The sequence below is a fragment of the Pontibacillus salicampi genome (genome assembly GCF_042434395.1).
Lineage (GTDB): Bacteria > Bacillota > Bacilli > Bacillales > BH030062 > Pontibacillus > Pontibacillus salicampi.
Window position 1 is genome coordinate 26563 of record NZ_JBHLTP010000003.1, and the last position, 19862, is coordinate 46424.

Annotated in this window: 19 protein-coding genes; 13 read left to right on the forward strand and 6 right to left on the reverse strand. The window is 39.4% G+C overall.

Annotation, left to right across the window (positions count from 1 at the left end):
* The first annotated feature begins 2 nt into the window (after window positions 1-2).
* The 5 genes from ACFFGV_RS01595 (at window position 3) to murC (ending at window position 7342) form a co-directional block, all read left to right on the forward strand.
* Window positions 3-818 carry a DUF1444 domain-containing protein gene (locus ACFFGV_RS01595; protein WP_377344818.1) on the forward strand — a complete coding sequence of 272 codons (816 nt, stop codon included), beginning with the start codon at window positions 3-5 and terminating at the stop codon, window positions 816-818.
* 17 nt (window positions 819-835) lie between these two features.
* Window positions 836-1441, forward strand: coding sequence for a YtpR family tRNA-binding protein (ytpR, locus tag ACFFGV_RS01600; protein WP_377344819.1), 606 nt, complete (start codon window positions 836-838; stop codon window positions 1439-1441).
* A gap of 280 nt (window positions 1442-1721) precedes the next feature.
* Entirely contained in the window at window positions 1722-4541 is a 2820-nt protein-coding gene (locus ACFFGV_RS01605) for a DNA translocase FtsK (RefSeq protein WP_377344820.1), read from the forward strand.
* Between the two features lie 104 nt (window positions 4542-4645).
* Complete coding sequence (locus tag ACFFGV_RS01610) at window positions 4646-5761, forward strand: nicotinate phosphoribosyltransferase (RefSeq protein WP_377344821.1); 1116 nt, start codon at window positions 4646-4648, stop codon at window positions 5759-5761.
* Between the two features lie 288 nt (window positions 5762-6049).
* Complete coding sequence (gene murC, locus ACFFGV_RS01615; RefSeq protein WP_377344822.1) at window positions 6050-7342, forward strand: UDP-N-acetylmuramate--L-alanine ligase; 1293 nt, start codon at window positions 6050-6052, stop codon at window positions 7340-7342.
* A gap of 40 nt (window positions 7343-7382) precedes the next feature.
* Here the strand turns inward: murC and ACFFGV_RS01620 are convergent, their stop codons facing one another.
* A complete protein-coding gene (locus tag ACFFGV_RS01620) occupies window positions 7383-8501 on the reverse strand; it encodes an aminopeptidase (RefSeq protein ID WP_377344823.1) in 1119 nt (372 codons plus the stop codon).
* 450 nt (window positions 8502-8951) lie between these two features.
* Between ACFFGV_RS01620 and ACFFGV_RS01625 the strand changes: the two genes are divergently transcribed.
* The 7 genes from ACFFGV_RS01625 to motS all read left to right on the forward strand — a co-directional run bounded on the left by ACFFGV_RS01625 (window position 8952) and on the right by motS (window position 14764).
* Window positions 8952-9374, forward strand: a complete 423-nt coding sequence (locus tag ACFFGV_RS01625) for a DUF948 domain-containing protein (RefSeq protein ID WP_377344824.1) — start codon at window positions 8952-8954, stop codon at window positions 9372-9374.
* 31 nt (window positions 9375-9405) lie between these two features.
* Window positions 9406-9906: a YtxH domain-containing protein gene (locus ACFFGV_RS01630; RefSeq protein ID WP_377344825.1), complete on the forward strand. Its 501-nt coding sequence runs from the start codon at window positions 9406-9408 to the stop codon at window positions 9904-9906.
* 74 nt (window positions 9907-9980) lie between these two features.
* Entirely contained in the window at window positions 9981-10304 is a 324-nt protein-coding gene (ytxJ, locus tag ACFFGV_RS01635) for a bacillithiol system redox-active protein YtxJ (protein WP_377344826.1), read from the forward strand.
* 399 nt (window positions 10305-10703) lie between these two features.
* Window positions 10704-11759, forward strand: a complete 1056-nt coding sequence (locus ACFFGV_RS01640) for a bifunctional 3-deoxy-7-phosphoheptulonate synthase/chorismate mutase (RefSeq protein ID WP_377344827.1) — start codon at window positions 10704-10706, stop codon at window positions 11757-11759.
* 337 nt (window positions 11760-12096) lie between these two features.
* The gene (gene ccpA, locus ACFFGV_RS01645) at window positions 12097-13095 is read left to right on the forward strand and encodes a catabolite control protein A (protein ID WP_377344828.1); all 999 of its coding nucleotides are present in this window, start codon (window positions 12097-12099) and stop codon (window positions 13093-13095) included.
* A gap of 51 nt (window positions 13096-13146) precedes the next feature.
* The gene (motP, locus tag ACFFGV_RS01650) at window positions 13147-13971 is read left to right on the forward strand and encodes a flagellar motor protein MotP (RefSeq protein WP_377344829.1); all 825 of its coding nucleotides are present in this window, start codon (window positions 13147-13149) and stop codon (window positions 13969-13971) included.
* Entirely contained in the window at window positions 13961-14764 is an 804-nt protein-coding gene (gene motS / locus ACFFGV_RS01655; RefSeq protein ID WP_377344830.1) for a flagellar motor protein MotS, read from the forward strand. Before motP ends, motS begins: the two co-directional genes overlap by 11 nt.
* A 269-nt stretch (window positions 14765-15033) precedes the next feature.
* Here motS and ACFFGV_RS01660 read toward each other — a convergent pair whose 3' ends face one another.
* From ACFFGV_RS01660 to trxA, 4 genes are all read right to left on the reverse strand, one after another.
* Entirely contained in the window at window positions 15034-16209 is a 1176-nt protein-coding gene (locus ACFFGV_RS01660) for an acetoin utilization protein AcuC (protein ID WP_377344831.1), read from the reverse strand.
* Window positions 16206-16850 (reverse strand): acetoin utilization AcuB family protein, encoded by a 645-nt coding sequence (locus tag ACFFGV_RS01665; protein WP_377344832.1) that lies wholly within the window; start codon window positions 16848-16850, stop codon window positions 16206-16208. Before ACFFGV_RS01665 ends, ACFFGV_RS01660 begins: the two co-directional genes overlap by 4 nt.
* A 3-nt stretch (window positions 16851-16853) precedes the next feature.
* Complete coding sequence (locus ACFFGV_RS01670) at window positions 16854-17504, reverse strand: GNAT family N-acetyltransferase (protein ID WP_377344833.1); 651 nt, start codon at window positions 17502-17504, stop codon at window positions 16854-16856.
* A gap of 382 nt (window positions 17505-17886) precedes the next feature.
* The gene (gene trxA / locus ACFFGV_RS01675; protein WP_377344834.1) at window positions 17887-18201 is read right to left on the reverse strand and encodes a thioredoxin; all 315 of its coding nucleotides are present in this window, start codon (window positions 18199-18201) and stop codon (window positions 17887-17889) included.
* A 124-nt stretch (window positions 18202-18325) separates the two neighbouring features.
* On the opposite strand from trxA, the gene ACFFGV_RS01680 reads away from it, so the two are divergent.
* Window positions 18326-18889 carry a CGNR zinc finger domain-containing protein gene (locus ACFFGV_RS01680; RefSeq protein ID WP_377344835.1) on the forward strand — a complete coding sequence of 188 codons (564 nt, stop codon included), beginning with the start codon at window positions 18326-18328 and terminating at the stop codon, window positions 18887-18889.
* 125 nt (window positions 18890-19014) lie between these two features.
* Here the strand turns inward: ACFFGV_RS01680 and thiD are convergent, their stop codons facing one another.
* Entirely contained in the window at window positions 19015-19839 is an 825-nt protein-coding gene (thiD, locus tag ACFFGV_RS01685) for a bifunctional hydroxymethylpyrimidine kinase/phosphomethylpyrimidine kinase (protein WP_377344836.1), read from the reverse strand.
* Between the last annotated feature and the right edge of the window lie 23 nt (window positions 19840-19862).

The following is a 19862-nucleotide window of genomic DNA, read 5'->3' on the forward strand; positions in this document are numbered from 1 at the left end:
CGATGAAGATGACAAGTATAAAAATGAAAAAAATGTTAGATGAGCGCTTACAGCATCCTGACTGGCGTACATCCTTTAACAGGGATAAAGATGTATATCGAATTGAATGGGAAGATACCAAAGATGGTATTGAAATATCTCTCCCTGGAATTATCGCTAAATACGAGCAAAGGGATAAGGAAGCTCTTGACGATTTAGAGGAGCATATCCGTGAAGCGTTAAAAATTATGAGAGAGACGCAAACGCTGGTAGGGAAAGAGAAAGATATTTACCCTGTAATTAGAGCCAGTTCCTTCCCAACAGAGTCAAATGAGGGAGTTCCTCTCGTATTTGATGAGCATACAGCAGAAACGAGAATGTACTATGCCCTAGACCTTGGCAAATCATACCGTCTTATTGATGAGAATATGCTGCAGGAGGAGGGGCTTGAACAGGAACGTTTGCGAGAGATAGCACGTTTTAATGTCCGCTCTCTTTCAGTGGAGACGAAACAAGATGAAGTGGCCGGAAATATGTTTTATTTTCTCTCTACCAATGACGGCTATGATGCCTCTCGAATCTTAAACGAGGTATTGTTAGAGGAGATGAAGGCTCAGAGCGTTGGAGAGTTAGCTGTAGCAGTACCACATGGAGACGTACTCATTTTTGCAGACATTCGTAACGCACAAGGCTATGATGTTCTGGCACAAATGACGATGAAATTCTTTGCAGAAGGACGAGTTCCTATTACTTCACTGCCATTCTTATACGAAGACAAGAAATTAGAGCCAATCTTTATCCTTGCAAAGAACAAACCAAATAATAATGAAAATGTTTAAGAAGGGAAGTAGAAATAATGCAGGTGTATTATAACTATGATGGAATCGGAAATGTACTAATTATTCCTATTAAGCAAGGGGAAGACCGTAATGAATTTAATCAAACCACTTATAATGATGTGGTCAAGATTACAGATACAGATGGTTCTTTGCTTGGATATAACATATTTAATGCTTCCACCTATTTTCAGCTGGAAGAAAAAGGAGCCATCTCCTTAACAGAGGAGCTTCTATCTTCTATTCATAACGCTTTTACATCGAACTCGTTACAGGACACATTGGAGGTTGATTTAACTCCTAAATTTGTTGTCGGCTATGTGGAAAAGCGGGAACAGCACGAGGGTGCAGACAAATTAAGCGTATGTCAGGTAAACGTTGGTGATGACAAACTGCAAATCGTATGCGGAGCTCCAAATGTTGATCAAGGACAAAAGGTAGTTGTTGCTAAAGTAGGCGCAGTAATGCCAGGTGGTATGGAAATTAAGCCAACTGAACTACGCGGTGTTCCTTCCAATGGTATGATTTGTTCTGCAAAAGAACTCGGTTTGCCAGACGCTCCTAAAGAGAAAGGAATTCTAGTTCTTGAAGATTCTTACCAAGTTGGTACACCTTTCGAACAATAATATTATAGAGTGCAAGCAGGTTCATCCTGATCCGATTTATGGATCAGGATTTTTTGCTTTGTCCCAGAGCGGAATTGCTGTTGCTGGTTCTTCTGGTTAACGGGAGGGTTTGGTTAATACGTAGCCAACATGTGGGTGTGATAGTAAAAAAAGTGAATCAAAAGAGGTGGATTTTCAACATATGTCCGAAAGGCACTCCCCAATTACAGATGAAACCTGTTAAAATGGTAATCATAAGCATAATTTTTAATAGAAAGAGTGAGCGCCGATGTGGGATCGGATGAAAAAATGGTTTCAAGATAAAATGTATCATCAGGAAGATTGGGACGAGCAAGAATACGATCAGCCTTCCCCACAACCGCATAATCAACGTAATATTACATCCAGCGAAGATTTGCAGACAAAAATGTACTATCAATACCCTAAACGTGGAGCTTTTCGTTTTCCCATTATTCCTGATCAACAGCAAAGTCAACATCAAAGACAGAATAGAAATGACTCTTCGAATTGGAACGAAGAAAAGTATCAACAGTCCTCGTCCAGTCGAAGACAACAACGAACTAGAGAAACGAGAGATCAGTCTTATACAAAAGAGAAGCAGCGATATACCTACGATGAGCAGTCGTACACTAGCTCTTCCAAGCAGCAGGGAAGTTCGACCTCCTCTTCTTATGACGAGACGATTCCCTACAACACATTTTCCCCTACTGAAGTACCTTCCCCTATTTATGGGTTTGGAAAGAGGGAAGGTAAATTCTTTGAAACAGATACAGAGCAAGAGCCCCTTTTCCTTCAAAATCAGGAAGAAAAGACGAATGATGCCTTTATCCCTGCAGATGGACAGGAGGAAATGGCCAATGAATATGTGGATAATACGAAGGAAGAGCATAACATTGTAGAGTTATTTCCTGCTGATGAAGAGTCAAGTACCTCCATTACTATGGAACCTTCTGAGGAAGTAGCTACCTCTCCAATCGAAAGGGAAGCGAGCCGGGCAGAGGCTGAAGTATTTGAGGAAGACCAAGGATTATTACACAATCAAGAGCAGGCTACTTCTCCTGTTGCCATTATGATGGAGGAAGAGAGTTCGGAAACACCAGCGGAATCGAATTGGAATCTATCTAAAGAAACGGAAGTAGATTCTGGTTGTGAAACGGATATAGAAAAAGAACAGCACGAAAAAGAAGCAGAAGTGCAAGAGCCTCAGGATGATTTAGTAACGGATACAGCAGAGCATAGTCAACAAGGGGAGCCAAATGAAGAGAAGGAAGCACATAATATTTCTGCCACATATGAAGAAGCTCCAGAGGAATTCGTATGGGATGTACCTGAGGAGACAGAACTAGATGCTAAGCGTGAAATGGTCATGGAAGAAGGCCTGTATGACAGTCAAGCGGAACGTGGAGAGCAGGATGATGTAGAACAGTTCACTGAAGAACTTGATGAGCGCAAGGAGTTAAACGAAGATGAGGTTGATACGGAGAATAGTCAAGAACCTGCAAAACCTAAACAGCATCGTAGACCCTTTAATGTCATCATGACTCCAAGTGATAAGCGAAACAGAGACCGTAAACCAGCTGCAGAGCAAAAAAAAACTAATCAAACCGAAGAAACAAACGTAGAAAATACTCAACCTATGAAACACTCTTTAACTCCAGAAGAAGAAATCAAGGAAGTGAAGCAGGATTCAAGGCCACCCGTTCATCTTCTGAATGATGCACCAGAGAAAAATGAGCACGATGAAGAATGGATAGAAGAGCAAAAACAATTACTGGAAACAACATTAAAGCATTTCCATGTGAAGGCTAAAGTGGTGAATGCTATGAAAGGGCCTACTGTTACGAGGTTTGAAGTTCAGCCGGAGCCAGGGGTGAAGGTGAGTAAGATTACCAACTTGAGTGATGATATCAAGTTAAATCTTGCAGCGAAGGATATTCGGATGGAAGCCCCGATTCCAGGAAAGAATGCAATTGGTATTGAGGTACCTAACCCGAGTTCTCAAGCTGTAGCTTTTCAAGGAATACTAGAGGATGAAGCCTTTGCTGCCAATAAATCCCCATTATCCGTAGGACTAGGACTGGATATTAGTGGTATGCCTGTCGTTACTGATATTCGGAAAATGCCGCATGGGCTTATTGCAGGAGCGACGGGTTCCGGGAAAAGTGTATGCATTAACACTATTTTGTTAAGCCTGTTATATAAATCACATTATGAAGATGTGAAGTTTCTTTTAATTGACCCTAAAATGGTAGAGCTTGCTCCTTATAATGAGCTTCCTCACTTGGTAGCTCCTGTTATTACAGATGTGAAAGCTGCTACCTCTGCCTTGAAATGGGCAGTGAAGGAAATGGAAAATCGTTATGAAAAATTCGTCACTGAAGGGGTTAGAGATATCGACCGTTTTAATGAAAAGATTATCTCTAAAGGCAGATCTAATGAAAAAATGCCTTATCTTGTTATTGTCATTGACGAATTAGCAGATTTAATGATGATGTCACCTCAAGATGTAGAGGATGCCATCTGTCGCATTGCTCAAAAGGCCAGAGCTTGTGGCATTCACTTACTTGTGGCAACCCAACGTCCTTCCGTGGATGTTATTACTGGATTAATTAAAGCAAATATTCCAACAAGAATTGCATTTAGTGTCTCTTCTCAAGTAGACTCCAGAACCATTATTGATACGAACGGAGCCGAGAAATTACTTGGAAAGGGAGACATGCTATTTTTAGAGAATGGCTCTGGTAAATCTCAGCGGCTACAAGGCGCGTTTGTATCAGATGAAGAGATTGAAAGAGTGACCAATCATGTTAAGAAAATTGCGGGTCCTCAATATGAATTTGAACAGGAAGAACTTATTCAGCAAACTGATTTTGAAGAAGACGAGGATGACCTGTTTGAAGAAGCGGTTGAATTTGTTATTCAACAAAATGGAGCTAGTGCATCCCTTCTGCAAAGGAGATTCAAGGTTGGTTATAATCGTGCTGCCCGATTAATTGATACGATGGAGGAGAAAGGAATCATCTCTGAAACAAAAGGAAGTAAGCCTCGAGATGTTTTCGTTACCCAGGCTAGTTTTGAAGAAATGCGCCAAAATAATTAAGAAATAGACGCAGATAGGTTGTTGTTTTCCGAAGAATTTTATACTATTAATAATTAGGACATGCAGCTAATTTTAGAGCAAACTCAATAAGGAGTTACGTGGAAATGAAAGAAATCGAAAAGAAGATGAACGGTGAAATTAAACGATTAACAAATAGAACGTTTAAATTTGATCAGCGTATTAAAGAAGGCTGGTTTTCTGCAGTATATTTTCTTAAAACGAAAGAAATTGTCGAAGAGAGTCTTCCGGATAATTATGTTACGATGCAATTTTTTCAAAAACAACATGCTGTTCTTTGTGGATCGGATGAAGCCATTGCTTTAATTCATACATTTGCGGACCATCCTGAAGAGTTAGAAATTCACTCCCTGAAAGATGGGGATAAAATAGAGCCTTTTGAATCTGTATTGACCGTTACAGGCCCTTACCAATATTTTGGTTACTTGGAGGGGATTATTGATGGGATTCTTTCTCGTCGTACGTCAGTCGCAACCAATGTGTATCATGTCGTAAAGGCTGCGCGTACGAATGGTACCCAGAAGCCAATTATCTTCATGGGAGATAGAGACGATCATTATACACAGCAGGCTGGTGACGGCTATGCTGCTTACATTGGCGGTTCTACTGCTCAGGCCACTCACGCAATGAACGAATGGTGGGGGAAGGAAGGTATGGGGACCATGCCGCATGCCCTTATTCAGATGTTCCATGGAGATGTGGTAGCAGCATGTAAAGCATATTATCAGCAATTCCCTAATGATGAGTTGATGGCACTAGTTGATTATAACAACGATGTCATTACAGATTCCCTTAAAGTCGCTAGAGAGTTTGGGAATCAGCTAAAAGGAGTTCGAGTAGATACTTCTAGAACATTGGTAGACAAATACTTCCTTCGCAATCAGCATCTAATGGGGACGTTTGACCCGCGAGGAGTCAATTCGCAGCTTATATTTGCTCTTCGTAAAGCATTGGATGAAGAAGGCTACCAGCACGTCAAGATTGTGGCGAGCGGAGGATTTACAGAAGATAGAATACGTGAGTTTGAAGAGCTTAAAGTACCTGTTGATGTATATGGAGTAGGAAGCAGCTTATTGAAAATCAATACAGCCTTTACAGGGGATAACGTGCTCTTGAATGGAAAAGCGGAAGCGAAGGAAGGACGTCGTTATCGTGCTAACCCTCGTTTAGAAAAGGTAGACTACGTGAAAGAACAGGGCTGACATAAACGAGGTCAGCCTTTTTCTTTGACAGTAAAATATACCTTGCTTCCCATTAACAGATAGGTTTGTAGCCATGAAGGAAAGGACTGACTTTCAACCAAAGCGGTTTTGTGTTAGGTTTATGTATGGAGAAAATCCCTGATGAAGAATGCCATTTCATTCTATATCTTCCATTTGCTATAATGGACAAGAAGAATAAGGCTAATAAAGTAGATTAGGCGCAAGTTTATCTTGCCTACATATAATATATGTAATGATATGACTGTTAATTGTGGAGGTTCTAACAATATGACAACTTACCATTTTGTTGGTATAAAAGGCACAGGAATGAGTGCTTTGGCACAAATTCTGCATGATGCTGGTGAACAGGTTCAAGGATCTGATGTAGATAAACGATTTTTCACACAAGAAAGTTTAGAAAATAAAGGCATAACAATTTTACCTTTTACGAAAGACAATATTACAAGTGATGTTACTGTTATAGCAGGAAATGCATTTGGTGACGATCATGAAGAAATTAGAGCAGCAATGGAGCTAGGTGTTCCATTTTACAGATATCATGATTTTCTTGGGGAATGGGCTAAGCAGTACACGAGTATCGCTGTAACTGGTGCCCACGGAAAAACTTCGACCACTGGTCTGTTATCCCATGTATTAAGTGCTGTGAGACCAACCTCTTTCTTAATTGGTGATGGTACAGGGAAAGGGCACGAAGACGGGCAGTATTTTGTATTCGAAGCATGCGAATATCGTCGACACTTCCTTGCTTATGAGCCTGACTACGCTATCATGACAAACATTGATTTTGACCATCCTGATTATTTTACGAGTATTGAGGATGTAATTAATGCGTTTCAGCAAATGGCTTCCCAAGTCCAAAAAGGAATTATTGCTTGCGGAGACGATGAGTATCTACAGCAAATTCAGGCAAAAGTTCCTGTCGTTTACTATGGTTTTAATGAAGGAAATGATTTTCAAGCTCAGAATGTCGTAGAAGATGAAAACGGAACGACCTTTGAAGTATTTGTTCGTAACACATACCATGATCAATTCTTTATTCCAACGTATGGTAACCATAATGTGTTGAATGCTCTGTCTGTCATCGCCCTTTGTCATTATGAGCAAATTCCTTCAGAAGAAATAAAGCATATAGGTACGTTTAAGGGTGTGAAACGCCGTTTTACAGAAAAACAGTTTAATGATCAAGTTATTATTGATGATTATGCGCATCATCCACGAGAAATTGAAGCAACGATTGAATCTGCACGCAAGAAATATCCAAACAAGGAAATTGTTGCTATTTTCCAACCTCATACGTTCACACGTACACGTATGTTCCTACAGGAATTTGCGGACAGCTTAAAAGAAGCGAATGTAGTTTATCTCTGTGACATATTTGGTTCAGCACGTGAGGAGTCTGGCAAACTATCAATACAAGATTTGCAAAATAAAATTGACGATTCCTTTCTGCTTGATGTGGAGGAAACCAATGTGCTGAGAAGGCATGAAAATAGTGTGCTCATTTTTATGGGGGCAGGAGATATCCAGAAGTTCCAGGAAGCATATGAAGCTATTTCTTAATATAAAGGCTTGGCACTAAATTAAGTGCCAAGCCTTTTTTTTATCCTTTTAAATGCTCTGGATTTAATGAGTCCAGGTCAGGGGTAACAAATCGCCCGTCCTTACGGATGAGAGTATTGTCAAAGTAAATCTCTCCTCCTCCATATTCGGGCCGTTGAATATTTACCATGTCCCAGTGTATAGCTGAATGATTTCCATTAGGAGCAGTCTCATAGCTTTGTCCTGGTGTGAAATGAAAGCTTCCGTCTATTTTCTCATCAAACAATATATCCTTCATAGGATGCTGGATATAAGGGTTTAGCCCAATAGCAAATTCACCAACATATCTAGCTCCCTCATCTGTATTGAAGATATTGTTTATTCTTTGTGTGTCATTTGCAGTTGCATCTACAATTTTCCCATCTTTAAAGGTTAGGGAGACGTCTTCAAAGGTAAAACCGTTGTATGGAGAGGGAGTGTTGTAGTGAATAATTCCATTGACCGAATCCCTCACAGGTGCTGTGTACACTTCTCCATCTGGCAAGTTAAGGTGGCCCGAGCATTTCACTACTGGAATATGCTTAATAGAGAAAGAGAGGTCCGTGTTCGGGCCCTTGATATGAACTTTATCCGTTTCCTCCATCCGTTTTACTAGTGCATTCATAGCTTCATCCATTTTGTTATAATCCAAAGTACAAACATTAAAATAGAAATTCTCAAAGGCTTCCGTACTCATGTTAGCTAGCTGAGCCATTGACTCATTTGGGTATCGAAGCACACACCACTTTGTCTTAGGAACCCTCCAGTCCCGATGCACTTTTTGACCGACAATTTGATTATATATTTGCATGGAATTAGAGGAGACATCTGACAGTTCTGAAATGTTATCACCGGATCTAATGGCAACATAAGCATCCATTTGCTTCATAAGACCAGCTTCGTTTTCTGCCCATATATGTAGTTGTTCTTCTGTAGCACCCTTCAGTAAAGAGCGATGGATTTTTGGGTGCTTTAAGGAAACAAAAGGAAGCCCCTCCGCTTGGTATGCTTCTTCAACAATTGCAGAAACTAATTCCTGCTGTATTCCGGTATTTTCAATTAATACCTTCTCTCCGGGTTGTAAATCAATGGAGTATTGAACAATTTGTTGTGCTAATTTTTGAATTCTAGGATCTCTCATTACAAATTTACCTCCTTATTTCTAATGGCTCTATCTTGAGATAGCTCTTCGTTATGTGCAAAATTTTTCATGGATGTTTGACATTATGTATAGCTTCTCTATGCAGAAGATTGGAGCTCGAGCTAGTGAAGGACCGTTACGATTAAAGGGGGAACGATGCTATCCACGACTTGTCAGTACGCTTATTTGAACTTCTTGCTTGACTATAATCTTGGATTCTAACCTTCGTTTCCTTCATCATTTGGTGAATTAACATGAATAGAGCCTATTCATTATTAATAATACAGAAGCACCTGAAATAAAAAAAGGAATAGATGTGGAGGATTTATAGATAGGGAAGTCGAATAATAAAAGTTAAGGAAAACTCCATAAGTAGAAGTTTTAGTACTACAACATTTGGGGAATGGACAAAATATATAGCAAAATATATAGAAGGAGTTGAGCAGGGGAATGATCATTATCCTTTACATTGCTGCATTAATCTTTGCCCTGGCATTTACAGTCTTAGTGGTTTATCTAGCAAAAACTTTGAAAGCCGCTCAACGGACATTAGACAATGTAGCTACCACATTAGGTGGGCTTGAAAAACAGATGGAAGGAATTAGTACAGAGACAACTTCATTATTACATAAGACTAATGAGTTGGCAGATGACATTGGAGACAAATCTCAGAAATTAAACACATTAGTAGACGGTGTGAAGGGTATAGGTGATTCTGTTAATGATTTTAACCAATCGTTGAGAACTATTTCCTCAAACTTAAAAGATTCCGCTAATGATCAATCAGATAATGCCACCCAAGCTTTGAAGTGGGGGAAAGTAGGCATTGATCTATATAAGAAATGGCAAAAAGAAAAGACACCAACAAATTAAAAGAGTGTAAAACTACGAGGAGGAATAAAGGATGAATAACGAACAGAACATGAATAAGGTTACGAAGCAAAATCAAACACAGAATGAGACACCTAGTCCAAATCAAACACAAGCTCAAAGTCAAAATGATAATATCAATAGTAAGGACTTCTTGATTGGTTCCTTAATTGGCGGTATTGTAGGTGCATCTGTAGCACTTCTTTTTGCTCCTAAGTCCGGTAGAGAAGTTAGAGAAGAATTGAACCAGAGTGCTAGCTATGTGAAGGAACGTGCAGGAGAATGGAAAGATGTTGCCTATGAAAAAGGGAACGAGTGGGGTTCTCGTGCAAAGGAATCAACACAACAATTATCCAAGAACGTATCAGAAAAATCTCAGCATTTAGGTGAACGTGTGAAAGATAAAGTAGATGGCTTTAGAAATACGAATGATGAAGCAGAGAAGGCGGCAGAGGAAGTAGCCGAGGCGATTGAAGAAGCAGCAGAAGAGCTGGAAAGACAGCAAGAAACATCTACTAGTACTTCAACGTACTAAGTAAATAAGTTTGAAATGAGTTGTTGGTATGCTACATTAATACCAACAACTTTTTTTAATCGGAGGCATTTCTGATGACAATGGAAACTTTACGAACAAGAGAATCATTTGATAAAGCTATACAAGAGCATGACAAATTATTACTATTAAAACACAGCTTAACGTGTCCCATAAGTGCAAGTGCTAAAAATGCTTTTGAGGACTATGCAAAGGATACGGAAACCCCTGCATATATATTGCCAATTCAGGAGGCTAGAGAGCTTTCTGGACAAATAGCAGACGATTTTGGTGTGAAACATGAATCACCTCAAGCATTGCTATTTAATGGACAGCAGGTTACGTGGAATGCATCCCACTTTAATGTAACGAAAGACTCGTTGAAAAAAGCAGATGAATAAATTAGGTATTGGAAACCTGGCTTATTAGGAGCAGGCTCTAACTTACCACAAGTTGATAGAGGGAAAAATGACATATAGCGTATAATCTTATTTATACGCTATATGTCATTTTTGGAGCGTATTCTCTATGAAAAAAGGCTAGAGCTTTCTTTATAAATAGGCAAGGTTGTTTGCATTTTTCTCTTTTTTTTATTCCAAATAGACTTGCTATCTTTTTGAAACGTTTCATACAATAAGGGACAGACAATGATTACCTTGAATATGAATTTGGGAGAATTTAGATTTATTATCTTTTTTCTCAAAATCAACTGGTGACAACTAAATTAATGTTAGCTATAATAATGTCTAATTATTAAGAATTTATTATACTCACTAGTAATTATAATTGGAGGCGAGAATATGAGTAACGAAGAATTAGATCAGCTTAGACAAGAATTAGACGAGGTTAACCTGGAACTATTAAAAAGTATTAACAAGCGTGCTCAGTTAGTACAGGAAATTGGAAGGGTTAAAAAGCAACAGGGGATGAACCGATTTGACCCTGTTCGAGAAAGAGATATGCTCGACTCCATCACAGCCCATAACGATGGTCCATTCGAAAACTCTACTGTTCAGCATATTTTCAAAGAAATCTTTAAAGCAGGCTTAGAATTACAAGAAGATGATCATCGGAAAGCCCTTCTTGTTTCTCGTAAGAAAAAGCCTGAGGATACTATTGTAACAGTAAAAGGGGAAACGATTGGCGATGGAAACCCTCACTTTATTATGGGGCCTTGTGCAGTAGAGAGCTACGAGCAGGTTGCCGAAGTTGCCAAAGCAGTGAAAGCCAAAGGGTTAACATTACTTAGAGGTGGAGCATTTAAGCCAAGGTCATCTCCTTACGATTTCCAGGGCTTAGGTCTAGAAGGTTTAAAAATACTAAAACGAGTGGCTGACGAGTACGATTTAGCTGTCATTAGCGAAATCGTAAATCCGGCAGATATTGAAACGGCAGTAGATTACGTAGATGTTATTCAGATTGGTGCACGTAACATGCAAAACTTCGAGCTATTAAAAGCTGCTGGTCGAGTAAATAAGCCTGTACTACTAAAACGAGGGATGTCTGCTACCATCCAAGAATTTATTAATGCTGCTGAGTATATTAATTCTCAAGGTAACGGAGATATTATTCTTTGTGAACGTGGAATTAGAACATATGAGAAAGCGACAAGAAACACACTAGATATTTCTGCTGTTCCCATTTTAAAGCAGGAAACGCACCTGCCAGTTCTTGTTGACGTTACACATTCAACTGGTCGACGTGACTTATTACTTCCAACTGCGAAAGCAGCGTTAGCAATTGGATCAGATGGAGTTATGGCTGAGGTTCACCCTGATCCTGCAGTAGCACTTTCTGATTCAGCCCAGCAAATGGATATTGAAACGTTCAATCAATTTATTGATGAACTTAGATAGTTTATTGTTGCACAAAATTCGACAATGCCATATATTATAGGAAGATGAAGCTTTTTAGCGTCAATCGTCTTCTGAAACGTTATGATACGCCAACTCTCTGTTGGCGTTTTCTTTTTCTAGGATAAATTTCAACCATATAATAGAAGTTGTTTGTAGTCAGAATATGTATCGCAATCCATTTATTGAGTTATGCTAGAATATAATCATTTTGGGAAAATACATAGGTGCTATTAGTTAAGTTGTGAATTATTGCGCAATCAAATATAGTATCGTATGATTATTAACAGATATAATAAGGAAAACGAAGATATAAGGTAATATTAGGAGGTAATCGGAAATGAATGTAACTATATATGATGTAGCTCGCGAAGCGAGTGTATCCATGGCAACGGTTTCCCGAGTGGTAAATGGCAACCCTAATGTAAAACCAGCCACAAGAAAGAAAGTACTAGATGCTATTGAAAGATTGGGATATCGTCCAAATGCCGTTGCTAGAGGACTGGCCAGCAAGAAGACAACGACGGTTGGTGTAATCATACCTGATATTTCAAGCATCTTTTTTGCGGAATTGGCACGTGGAATTGAAGACATAGCCACGATGTACAATTACAATATTATCCTAAGTAATTCTGATCAAAATAAGGAAAAAGAAATTCACTTAATTAATTCTATGCTTGGTAAGCAAGTAGATGGTTTAGTGTTTATGGGTGGAAAAGTTACAGATGATCATATTCGTGAATTCCAAAATGCATCTGTTCCAGTTGTATTAGCTGCAACAGTAGATGAAACGGAATCTGTTCCGTCTGTAAACATCAATTACGAGCAAGCTGCTTATGAAGCGACAAAAACTTTATTTGAACATGGTAATAACCATGTAGCGTTTATCTCAGGTCCAATAGAAACAAATATTAATGACCAGAAGTATAATGGATATTTGAAAGCACTTGAGGAACAAGGAAAAGGATACACAGATCAGTACACTGTTCGCGGTGATTACACGTATGACAGCGGGATGGAAGCGTTAGAGCAGCTTCTGGAGATGGATGAGCGTCCAACTGGTATTTTTGTTTCCTCTGATGAGATGGCATTGGGTGTGATTCATGGTGCACAAGATCGCGGCTTGAATGTACCAGAGGATATAGAGGTGTATGGTTTTGATAACACTCGTCTAGCAACCATGGTACGTCCTACACTATCTACGGTAGTACAGCCTATGTATGATATTGGAGCAGTATCGATGAGATTGCTGACAAAATATATGAATAATGAAGACGTAGAAGAACAAAATGTAATTCTTCCTCACCGAAATATTGAGAGAAACTCAACAAAACAATAAATGTGCCGATACAAGTAATAGATCTTCATGGTTGATATAGGGAGAGAGACGATGAGAAGAAATGACTTGTTAACTCCAATCGGTATATTTATTGGTGCTACGATGATAATGTTTGGGATTTTCTCCAGCGGAGGATTAACGGGAGTTGTATCCTTTGTACAAATATCATCCATTGTCATCGTACTTGGCGGACTTGTTGCTGCCATATTAATTAATTTCAATTTAGATGAGATTAAGATAACCGGCAAAGTGATGAAGGAAGCTTTTTCTAAAGATGATCAGAACTTAAAAGGGCTTATTGATTTGTTTGTTAATCTGTCAGAACGAGCTAGAAGAGAAGGATTACTAGCTCTAGAAACAGAATTGGATGAAGTAGAGGACCCTTTTATCAAGAAAGGGATTTTGCTGGCTGTAGATGGTATTGAACCTGAAGTAATCAATGACATCATGAATGCGGAAATCACGGCAACAGAAGAACGTCATCGTCGTGGAAGAGCAGTTATGGAGAAGGCAGCGGAATACGCGCCTGCCTGGGGGATGATTGGTACATTAATTGGATTAGTGTTAATGCTAAAGAACCTTGAAGATCCCTCCACGCTCGGACCGAATATGGCAATTGCGCTTTTGACTACTTTCTATGGAACAGTGTTAGCCAATTTAGTGTTTCAGCCGATTTCCGGTAAGCTCTTAAACAAGACAGATCAGGAAATGTTCATGAAGCAGATTATTATTGAAGGTGTCATTGGAGTTCAATCCGGCCAGAATCCGAAGGTTTTGGAAGAGAAACTAAGTGCATTCCTTCCAGAACAGGATAAGCATCAGGAGGATGCACAAGAAGAGGAGAGCTTCATGGAGGAAACAGCGAATGAAGCTTAGAAAACGCTCAGAACGTGTAGAAAAAGGGGCTCCTAAATGGATGGTAACCTTCTCTGACATGATGACATTGATCCTTGTGTTTTTTATCCTGCTATTTTCCATGTCTCAAATTGACCTGGTGAAATTTAAGGCGGTCGCTGAATCGTTTAAAAGCAGAGCGATTTTCGATTTCTATCCTAGTGTGGTAGAATTCGAAAATCCATCTGAAGAAAAAAATCAGCCTCTGGAGCAAAAGGATAAAAGTGACTTTGAATCCCCTGACAGCAATAGTATTCAGCAAGCGCAGCAAGGAAGTACGGATAATGATGAATCTCTTGATCAATTAGTGCAGGAGGTACAAACGTTCCTGGAGGAAAATAAACTACAGAACGTTATTTCAGCTAATCGAACCGAACGAGGGGTAGTGCTTAGCCTACAAGAACAGGTATTATTTGAATCTGCTCAAGCAGAAATTATTCAGGAAGGAAAGCCATTCCTGAATAAAGTAGGGACGCTGTTAAAGAATATCCCAAACCACGTAAAAGTGGAGGGACATACAGATAATCGACCTATTTCAACGTTTCGGTATCCTTCGAACTGGGAGTTATCCTCTGCTAGAGCTAGCAGTGTGCTGCGTTTTCTAACAACATCTCAAAATCTTGATGGCAGCCGTTTTGCAGCTGTTGGTTATGGTGATACGAGACCAATAGCACCAAATGATTCCGAAAGTAATTGGAAGAAAAACCGTAGAGTAGAGATTGTTATCCTAAATCCAAACTACGACAATTCCAGCAAACCATCAACAGAGTCCTGAAGAACCCTATTAAAAAGGGTTCTTTTTTTTAGTATGGCCTGTTACAACTTGAGAAAATGGGAGTGGATTTTTTTGAAGTGCGGTCAGAAAGAGAAACTGATTGAACTGGAATGAAAGAGTCGTCAGAGTTTAGAAGGGTTTAAGGGGGGGGGAATTATTATGAGTGGTACATGCTCTCCAGGAGAGATGTATCATGGAAAGCGACCTACCCCTTTCTATAGGGGAAATAGGACAGTCCCTAAGTTACGATAACTTAGGAACTGTCTGCTTTATAGAGAATTTGGAGCCTTCGATTTTAAGCGTATAAATTGTAATGACTTTTCCAATGCCTTCTGATTTTTTTCCGTTATTTCTTCCTTTCGGGGAATTGGTTTATAGAGTTGATTTGCATCCTGCCATTTTGATGGAAGCTGTACTGGCGCTTTCTCTTGCCATTTTGTGAGCCAAGCCTCCGGTAGGTTACCGGTCATTACATCATTACCCGACATGACATTCCAAATTTGTCCCCATGCTCGCGGAACAACACGCCATATATCATAACCGCCACCACCAAGTGCTATCCATCTGCCTTCACAATACTCATGTGCCAATTCATGCGCTAGCTTCGGTATATATTCAAAAATATTCATTGTACCACATAAATGGGTGAGTGGATCCAAGACGTGTGCATCTGCACCATTTTGGGATAAAATAACATCTGGCTGAAAATATTCCATAATTTCTCTAAATGACTGTTCATACACTTCAGAGAACGATTCATCCTCTGTAAAGGCATCGATTGGTATGTTAAAGCTAAATCCATACCCTTCCTTGATTCCTCGTTCGTTAACGTTACCTGTCCCAGGGAATAGATACCGACCTGTCTCGTGAATCGAAAGTGTACAAACATTAGGGTCATCATAGAAAGCCCATTGTACTCCATCACCGTGATGGGCGTCCGTATCAATATATAATACTTTTGCATTATAATGCTTTCGAAGATATTGAATAGCTACAGCGCCATCATTATAGATACAAAAACCAGAAGCCTTTCTTTGAAATCCATGATGAAGGCCTCCTCCTAGATTTAGGGCATGCGTTACCGATTGAGTCATAACAGCATCAACAGCAGCCAGAGAGCCTCCAACTAATAAGGAGGCAGCCTCGTGCATATGAGCAAACATAGGGGTATCTTCCGTGCCTAAGCCAAAAGGGAACCCCTCATCCTCTGATAATCGACCTTCCCCAGCTTGTTTCACTGCCTCTATGTATTTCGCATCATGAATTAGTTTTAATTCTTCTTCTGTAGCCATACGAGGAGGAATAATATGTTCCTCCATAAGACTTCTTGCCTGTAATAACAGTTCATAAGTCAATTGTACCCTTAGCTGATTAAAAGGGTGACCTTCCTTAAAATGATAGGTTGAAAATTGATCGGAATAGACAAATGCAGCTGAACAACTCATGTTTCTATCCCCGGCATATTTGGCCATAATACCTCATACCCCTCTGCTTGTAAGTCTTCAATCGTCGGAGTCGGATTCATAGTCTGCAAGCGGAAAACAAGAATCTTATAGCGCTGATCTGCTTCGTATGGATAAATTAGAACAGAATTTATGTTAACTTTTCTTCTGCCTAAGACAGATGTAACTTCTGGCAGAATTCCTGGCTTGTTAATGACCTTTAATTCAATTTGAGAGCTTTGCACATGTACACCAGTTAGCTGTATGAGGGTGTATAGCATATCTTTCTCTGTAACAATCCCAACTAATTTGTTCGCTTTTGTTACTGGTAAACAAGCAATTTCCTGCTCATAAAAGATAGAGGCAATTTCTTCTACGAAATCTAATGGATGTATAGTTAATACAGGACTCGTCATTATGGTTTGCAGCTCATTTTTTAATTCATTAGAAGGGTCTGGATGGAATATAGATGGACTGGCATCTCTTACATCTCGATCAGATACAATACCAATCACATGCTGATGGTCGTCTACAATTGGGATATGGCGGATATGATGTTCATGAAGGAGTTTTAAAGCGCTTTCAATTGTTTCGTGAGGTTTGCACGTAATCACCTCAGTCTTCATAATTTGCTCGACAAGCATAAGTTATCCTCCTCTGGAATTTCGATATTGATAGCGAGTTAAAAAACGTAACTGTTCAAATCGTTTGATAGACTCTTCTGGAACTCTTTCCCCAATCTTTGCCATTAAACAGTTTGCTGGATGAGAGACTATCTCTGGATCATCTGTTGGATAAGGCGTAAGTCCGCCTGCTCCCATCATTTTCTCCATTACCTTACGATAATTCCATATATTTAACTTTGTGCCAGATAAGTCCCAATGCCAATAATATTCAGTGGAAATAATAATAAAGTCTTCCATTGCATCATCCATCATTGAAACCTTTAAGAGCCAGGAGCCTATTTTGTAGCCTCGATAATCAGGTACTACTTCAATTGCTCCTAATTCAATGAGGTCCTCCATCTGGAATTCTGACCATCTTTCCAAAGGGTCAGGGTATAGATACGTAACATACCCGATGATGGTATCGGTTGTTCTGGCTATAATTATACGTCCTTCCTCAAAGTCAGCTATTTTCTTAACTGCTTCGAACTGTTTGGCCGCTGGACGAAAAGCCGTCAATTGCTCGTGAAAATAATATTGTTCTAAATCAGTAGAGGAAAGAGGACCTTCCACCACAACTAGTCCATTAGTCGTCTCAATCTCTTTGGAATGGTATTGCTTAACGTGCTTCATCCTACACCACCTTTATACAACCAGTATTTCTTACCATTATACAGGATTTAGTTCAGAAAATAATCCCAAATATCTGAATAATTCGTTACAAAGTTTGTACAATCTTGATATGTAACGGCACAATACATGTTTGTTATTGATTATTACTGTTATTGCTCCTATAAACGGTAAACTTAGTTAGGGAAATTTTATACGTTGCTGAAAGGTGGTATTTTGCATTCCCTATCGTACACTGATACATGTAAAGGCCCCAAGAACAAAGAATATTAACAGAGCAAGCCTTCTATTTTCGCTACGATATATATTTAACCGAAGCATTATTTTACTCTGGAGATACAAAACGGCGGAAGTACTTATACTTCCGCCGTTTCTTGACTAACATTTATTTATGCTTATTAAGAATGGTCTCGAGTTCTTCTTTTGGTTTGAAGCCTGTTGCTTTATCAACTAGCTTTCCATCTTTGAAGAAGAGTAGAGTAGGAACACTCATTACTTCGTATTGTTGAGCTGTTTCAGGGCTTTCGTCTACATTTAGCTTCACTATGTTGACTTGGTCACCCATTTCTACATCCATTTCTTCTAGAACAGGCGCAATCATTTTACAAGGTCCACACCATGGGGCACCAAGGTCTGCAAGTACTAGGCCTTCACTTGTTTCGGCTGCGAATGTTTCGTCTGTAACGTTTGTAATTGCCAATTTTGTTCCTCCTTTATTGTGTGGGTTACAAAAAAACATTATAACCACTAAATAGTTTTCTAACAGTTAGAATGTTACTTTATGTTAGAATAGATGTCAACGAAAAAACTTGGAGGTACACAGTATGACAAAAAAAATGACGTTTTCGCACTTTTCTACTTATTTGTTTATTAATTTTCTGAACACTATTAAAATGGACAATAACAAAAAGGGGGAACAGTTAAATAGTGAAGAGGATATATGGGAATGGCTTCTGCTTATGCAGGAACATGGTTTATTACAGCCTTCCCAGGTCACTACAATAAAGCAAGAATCCATCGATGTAGAAAAGGTTCGTAACTTTAGAGATGTATGCCGCAATTATTTCTACCATTTAGATAATAAACAAGAATGGATGAATATCATGATGGAGCATACAATGCAAGTGCCGCTCTCCTTTGTGATGGAACAAGAAATGGTCGCAATACCGTCGAAGGGGGGGACTATGGGGCTCATTTCTCTTCTTTCCTTTGACCTGTTGCAAAAGGAGCAGGACGGAATAGTAAGTAAAGTAAAGGCATGTGAAAACAATCAATGTTTGGCGTTGTTTGTGAATAATAAAGGGAAGAGAAAATGGTGTTCTATGGAAGTCTGTGGCAATCGTGCTAAGGCGAAAAAACATTACTATTCCAAAACCAATAAAGCTTAAGGAGATAGGTGCTTTGGTATAGCTCAATTACTGACGTGGTCGGATTCATAGCATTGGAAAAGTATATAGCAGCTTACCTCATAAAAAAGCAGGCTTCTCCAGGAAGCCTGCTTTTTTATCTATTTTTATTTGGTGGTTGTAGTCACTTCAATATCTTCTTTGTGGATACCTTTCTGGTAAACTGGACCAACATATTGGTTTAATGGGAATCCTTCTTTGACGGCGCTTGTAATGAATTTTTTTGCTGAGATAACGGCTTCCATTACAGATTTGTCGTTTGCCAATTCTGCAGTTATGGCTGCTGCATAACTGCAGCCAGCACCGTGTACGTTTGTTGTCTCAAAGTTCTCCGTCTGAATATAGTGGAATTGTTCTCCATCGAAGAGGAGGTCGGTAGCTTTCGTATCATCTACGAGCTTGCCGGCCTTAATCAGAACATGTTTAGCGCCTGACTCATGAATAATTCTTGCTGCATCCTCTAATTCCTCTACATTGGTAATAAGGCGATATCCAGCAAGTTTGGCAGCCTCAAACAGGTTTGGAGTCGTAACAGTCGCTTTTGGTACAAGCGTTCCTCGTAAACTCTTCAAGTTTTCTGGATGAAGGACATCATCTTCTCCTTTACAAACCATAACAGGATCAATCACTGCAGGGACTTTGGTTTCATCTATTACCTCAGCAGCTCGAGCAATAATATCCGGAGATCCCAACATACCTGTTTTTAATGCATCTAGCTGTAATGAAAGTGCCGTTTTTAACTGTTCATTAACGGTGTTTAACTCCATTGGAAAGACATTATGTGCCCAGCCGTTTTGCGGATCCATTGCAACAACAGTGCTTAGTGAAGATATACCATACACTCCATGCTCATGGAACGTTTTTAAATCTGCCTGGATACCAGCTCCTCCGCTACTATCAGACCCAGCAATTGTAAGAACTCTTTTTCTCATCTTATCATTCCCCTTCCATCTAC

Coding starts and splice junctions, on each gene's coding strand:
- ACFFGV_RS01595 (WP_377344818.1), top strand. CDS start 3: ATGAAGATGACAAGTATAAAAATGAAAAAAATGTTAGATGAGCGCTTA.
- ytpR (WP_377344819.1), top strand. CDS start 836: ATGCAGGTGTATTATAACTATGATGGAATCGGAAATGTACTAATTATT.
- ACFFGV_RS01605 (WP_377344820.1), top strand. CDS start 1,722: ATGAAAAAATGGTTTCAAGATAAAATGTATCATCAGGAAGATTGGGAC.
- ACFFGV_RS01610 (WP_377344821.1), top strand. CDS start 4,646: ATGAAAGAAATCGAAAAGAAGATGAACGGTGAAATTAAACGATTAACA.
- murC (WP_377344822.1), top strand. CDS start 6,050: ATGACAACTTACCATTTTGTTGGTATAAAAGGCACAGGAATGAGTGCT.
- ACFFGV_RS01620 (WP_377344823.1), bottom strand. CDS start 8,501: ATGAGAGATCCTAGAATTCAAAAATTAGCACAACAAATTGTTCAATAC.
- ACFFGV_RS01625 (WP_377344824.1), top strand. CDS start 8,952: ATGATCATTATCCTTTACATTGCTGCATTAATCTTTGCCCTGGCATTT.
- ACFFGV_RS01630 (WP_377344825.1), top strand. CDS start 9,406: ATGAATAACGAACAGAACATGAATAAGGTTACGAAGCAAAATCAAACA.
- ytxJ (WP_377344826.1), top strand. CDS start 9,981: ATGACAATGGAAACTTTACGAACAAGAGAATCATTTGATAAAGCTATA.
- ACFFGV_RS01640 (WP_377344827.1), top strand. CDS start 10,704: ATGAGTAACGAAGAATTAGATCAGCTTAGACAAGAATTAGACGAGGTT.
- ccpA (WP_377344828.1), top strand. CDS start 12,097: ATGAATGTAACTATATATGATGTAGCTCGCGAAGCGAGTGTATCCATG.
- motP (WP_377344829.1), top strand. CDS start 13,147: ATGAGAAGAAATGACTTGTTAACTCCAATCGGTATATTTATTGGTGCT.
- motS (WP_377344830.1), top strand. CDS start 13,961: ATGAAGCTTAGAAAACGCTCAGAACGTGTAGAAAAAGGGGCTCCTAAA.
- ACFFGV_RS01660 (WP_377344831.1), bottom strand. CDS start 16,209: ATGAGTTGTTCAGCTGCATTTGTCTATTCCGATCAATTTTCAACCTAT.
- ACFFGV_RS01665 (WP_377344832.1), bottom strand. CDS start 16,850: ATGCTTGTCGAGCAAATTATGAAGACTGAGGTGATTACGTGCAAACCT.
- ACFFGV_RS01670 (WP_377344833.1), bottom strand. CDS start 17,504: ATGAAGCACGTTAAGCAATACCATTCCAAAGAGATTGAGACGACTAAT.
- ACFFGV_RS01680 (WP_377344835.1), top strand. CDS start 18,326: ATGACAAAAAAAATGACGTTTTCGCACTTTTCTACTTATTTGTTTATT.
- thiD (WP_377344836.1), bottom strand. CDS start 19,839: ATGAGAAAAAGAGTTCTTACAATTGCTGGGTCTGATAGTAGCGGAGGA.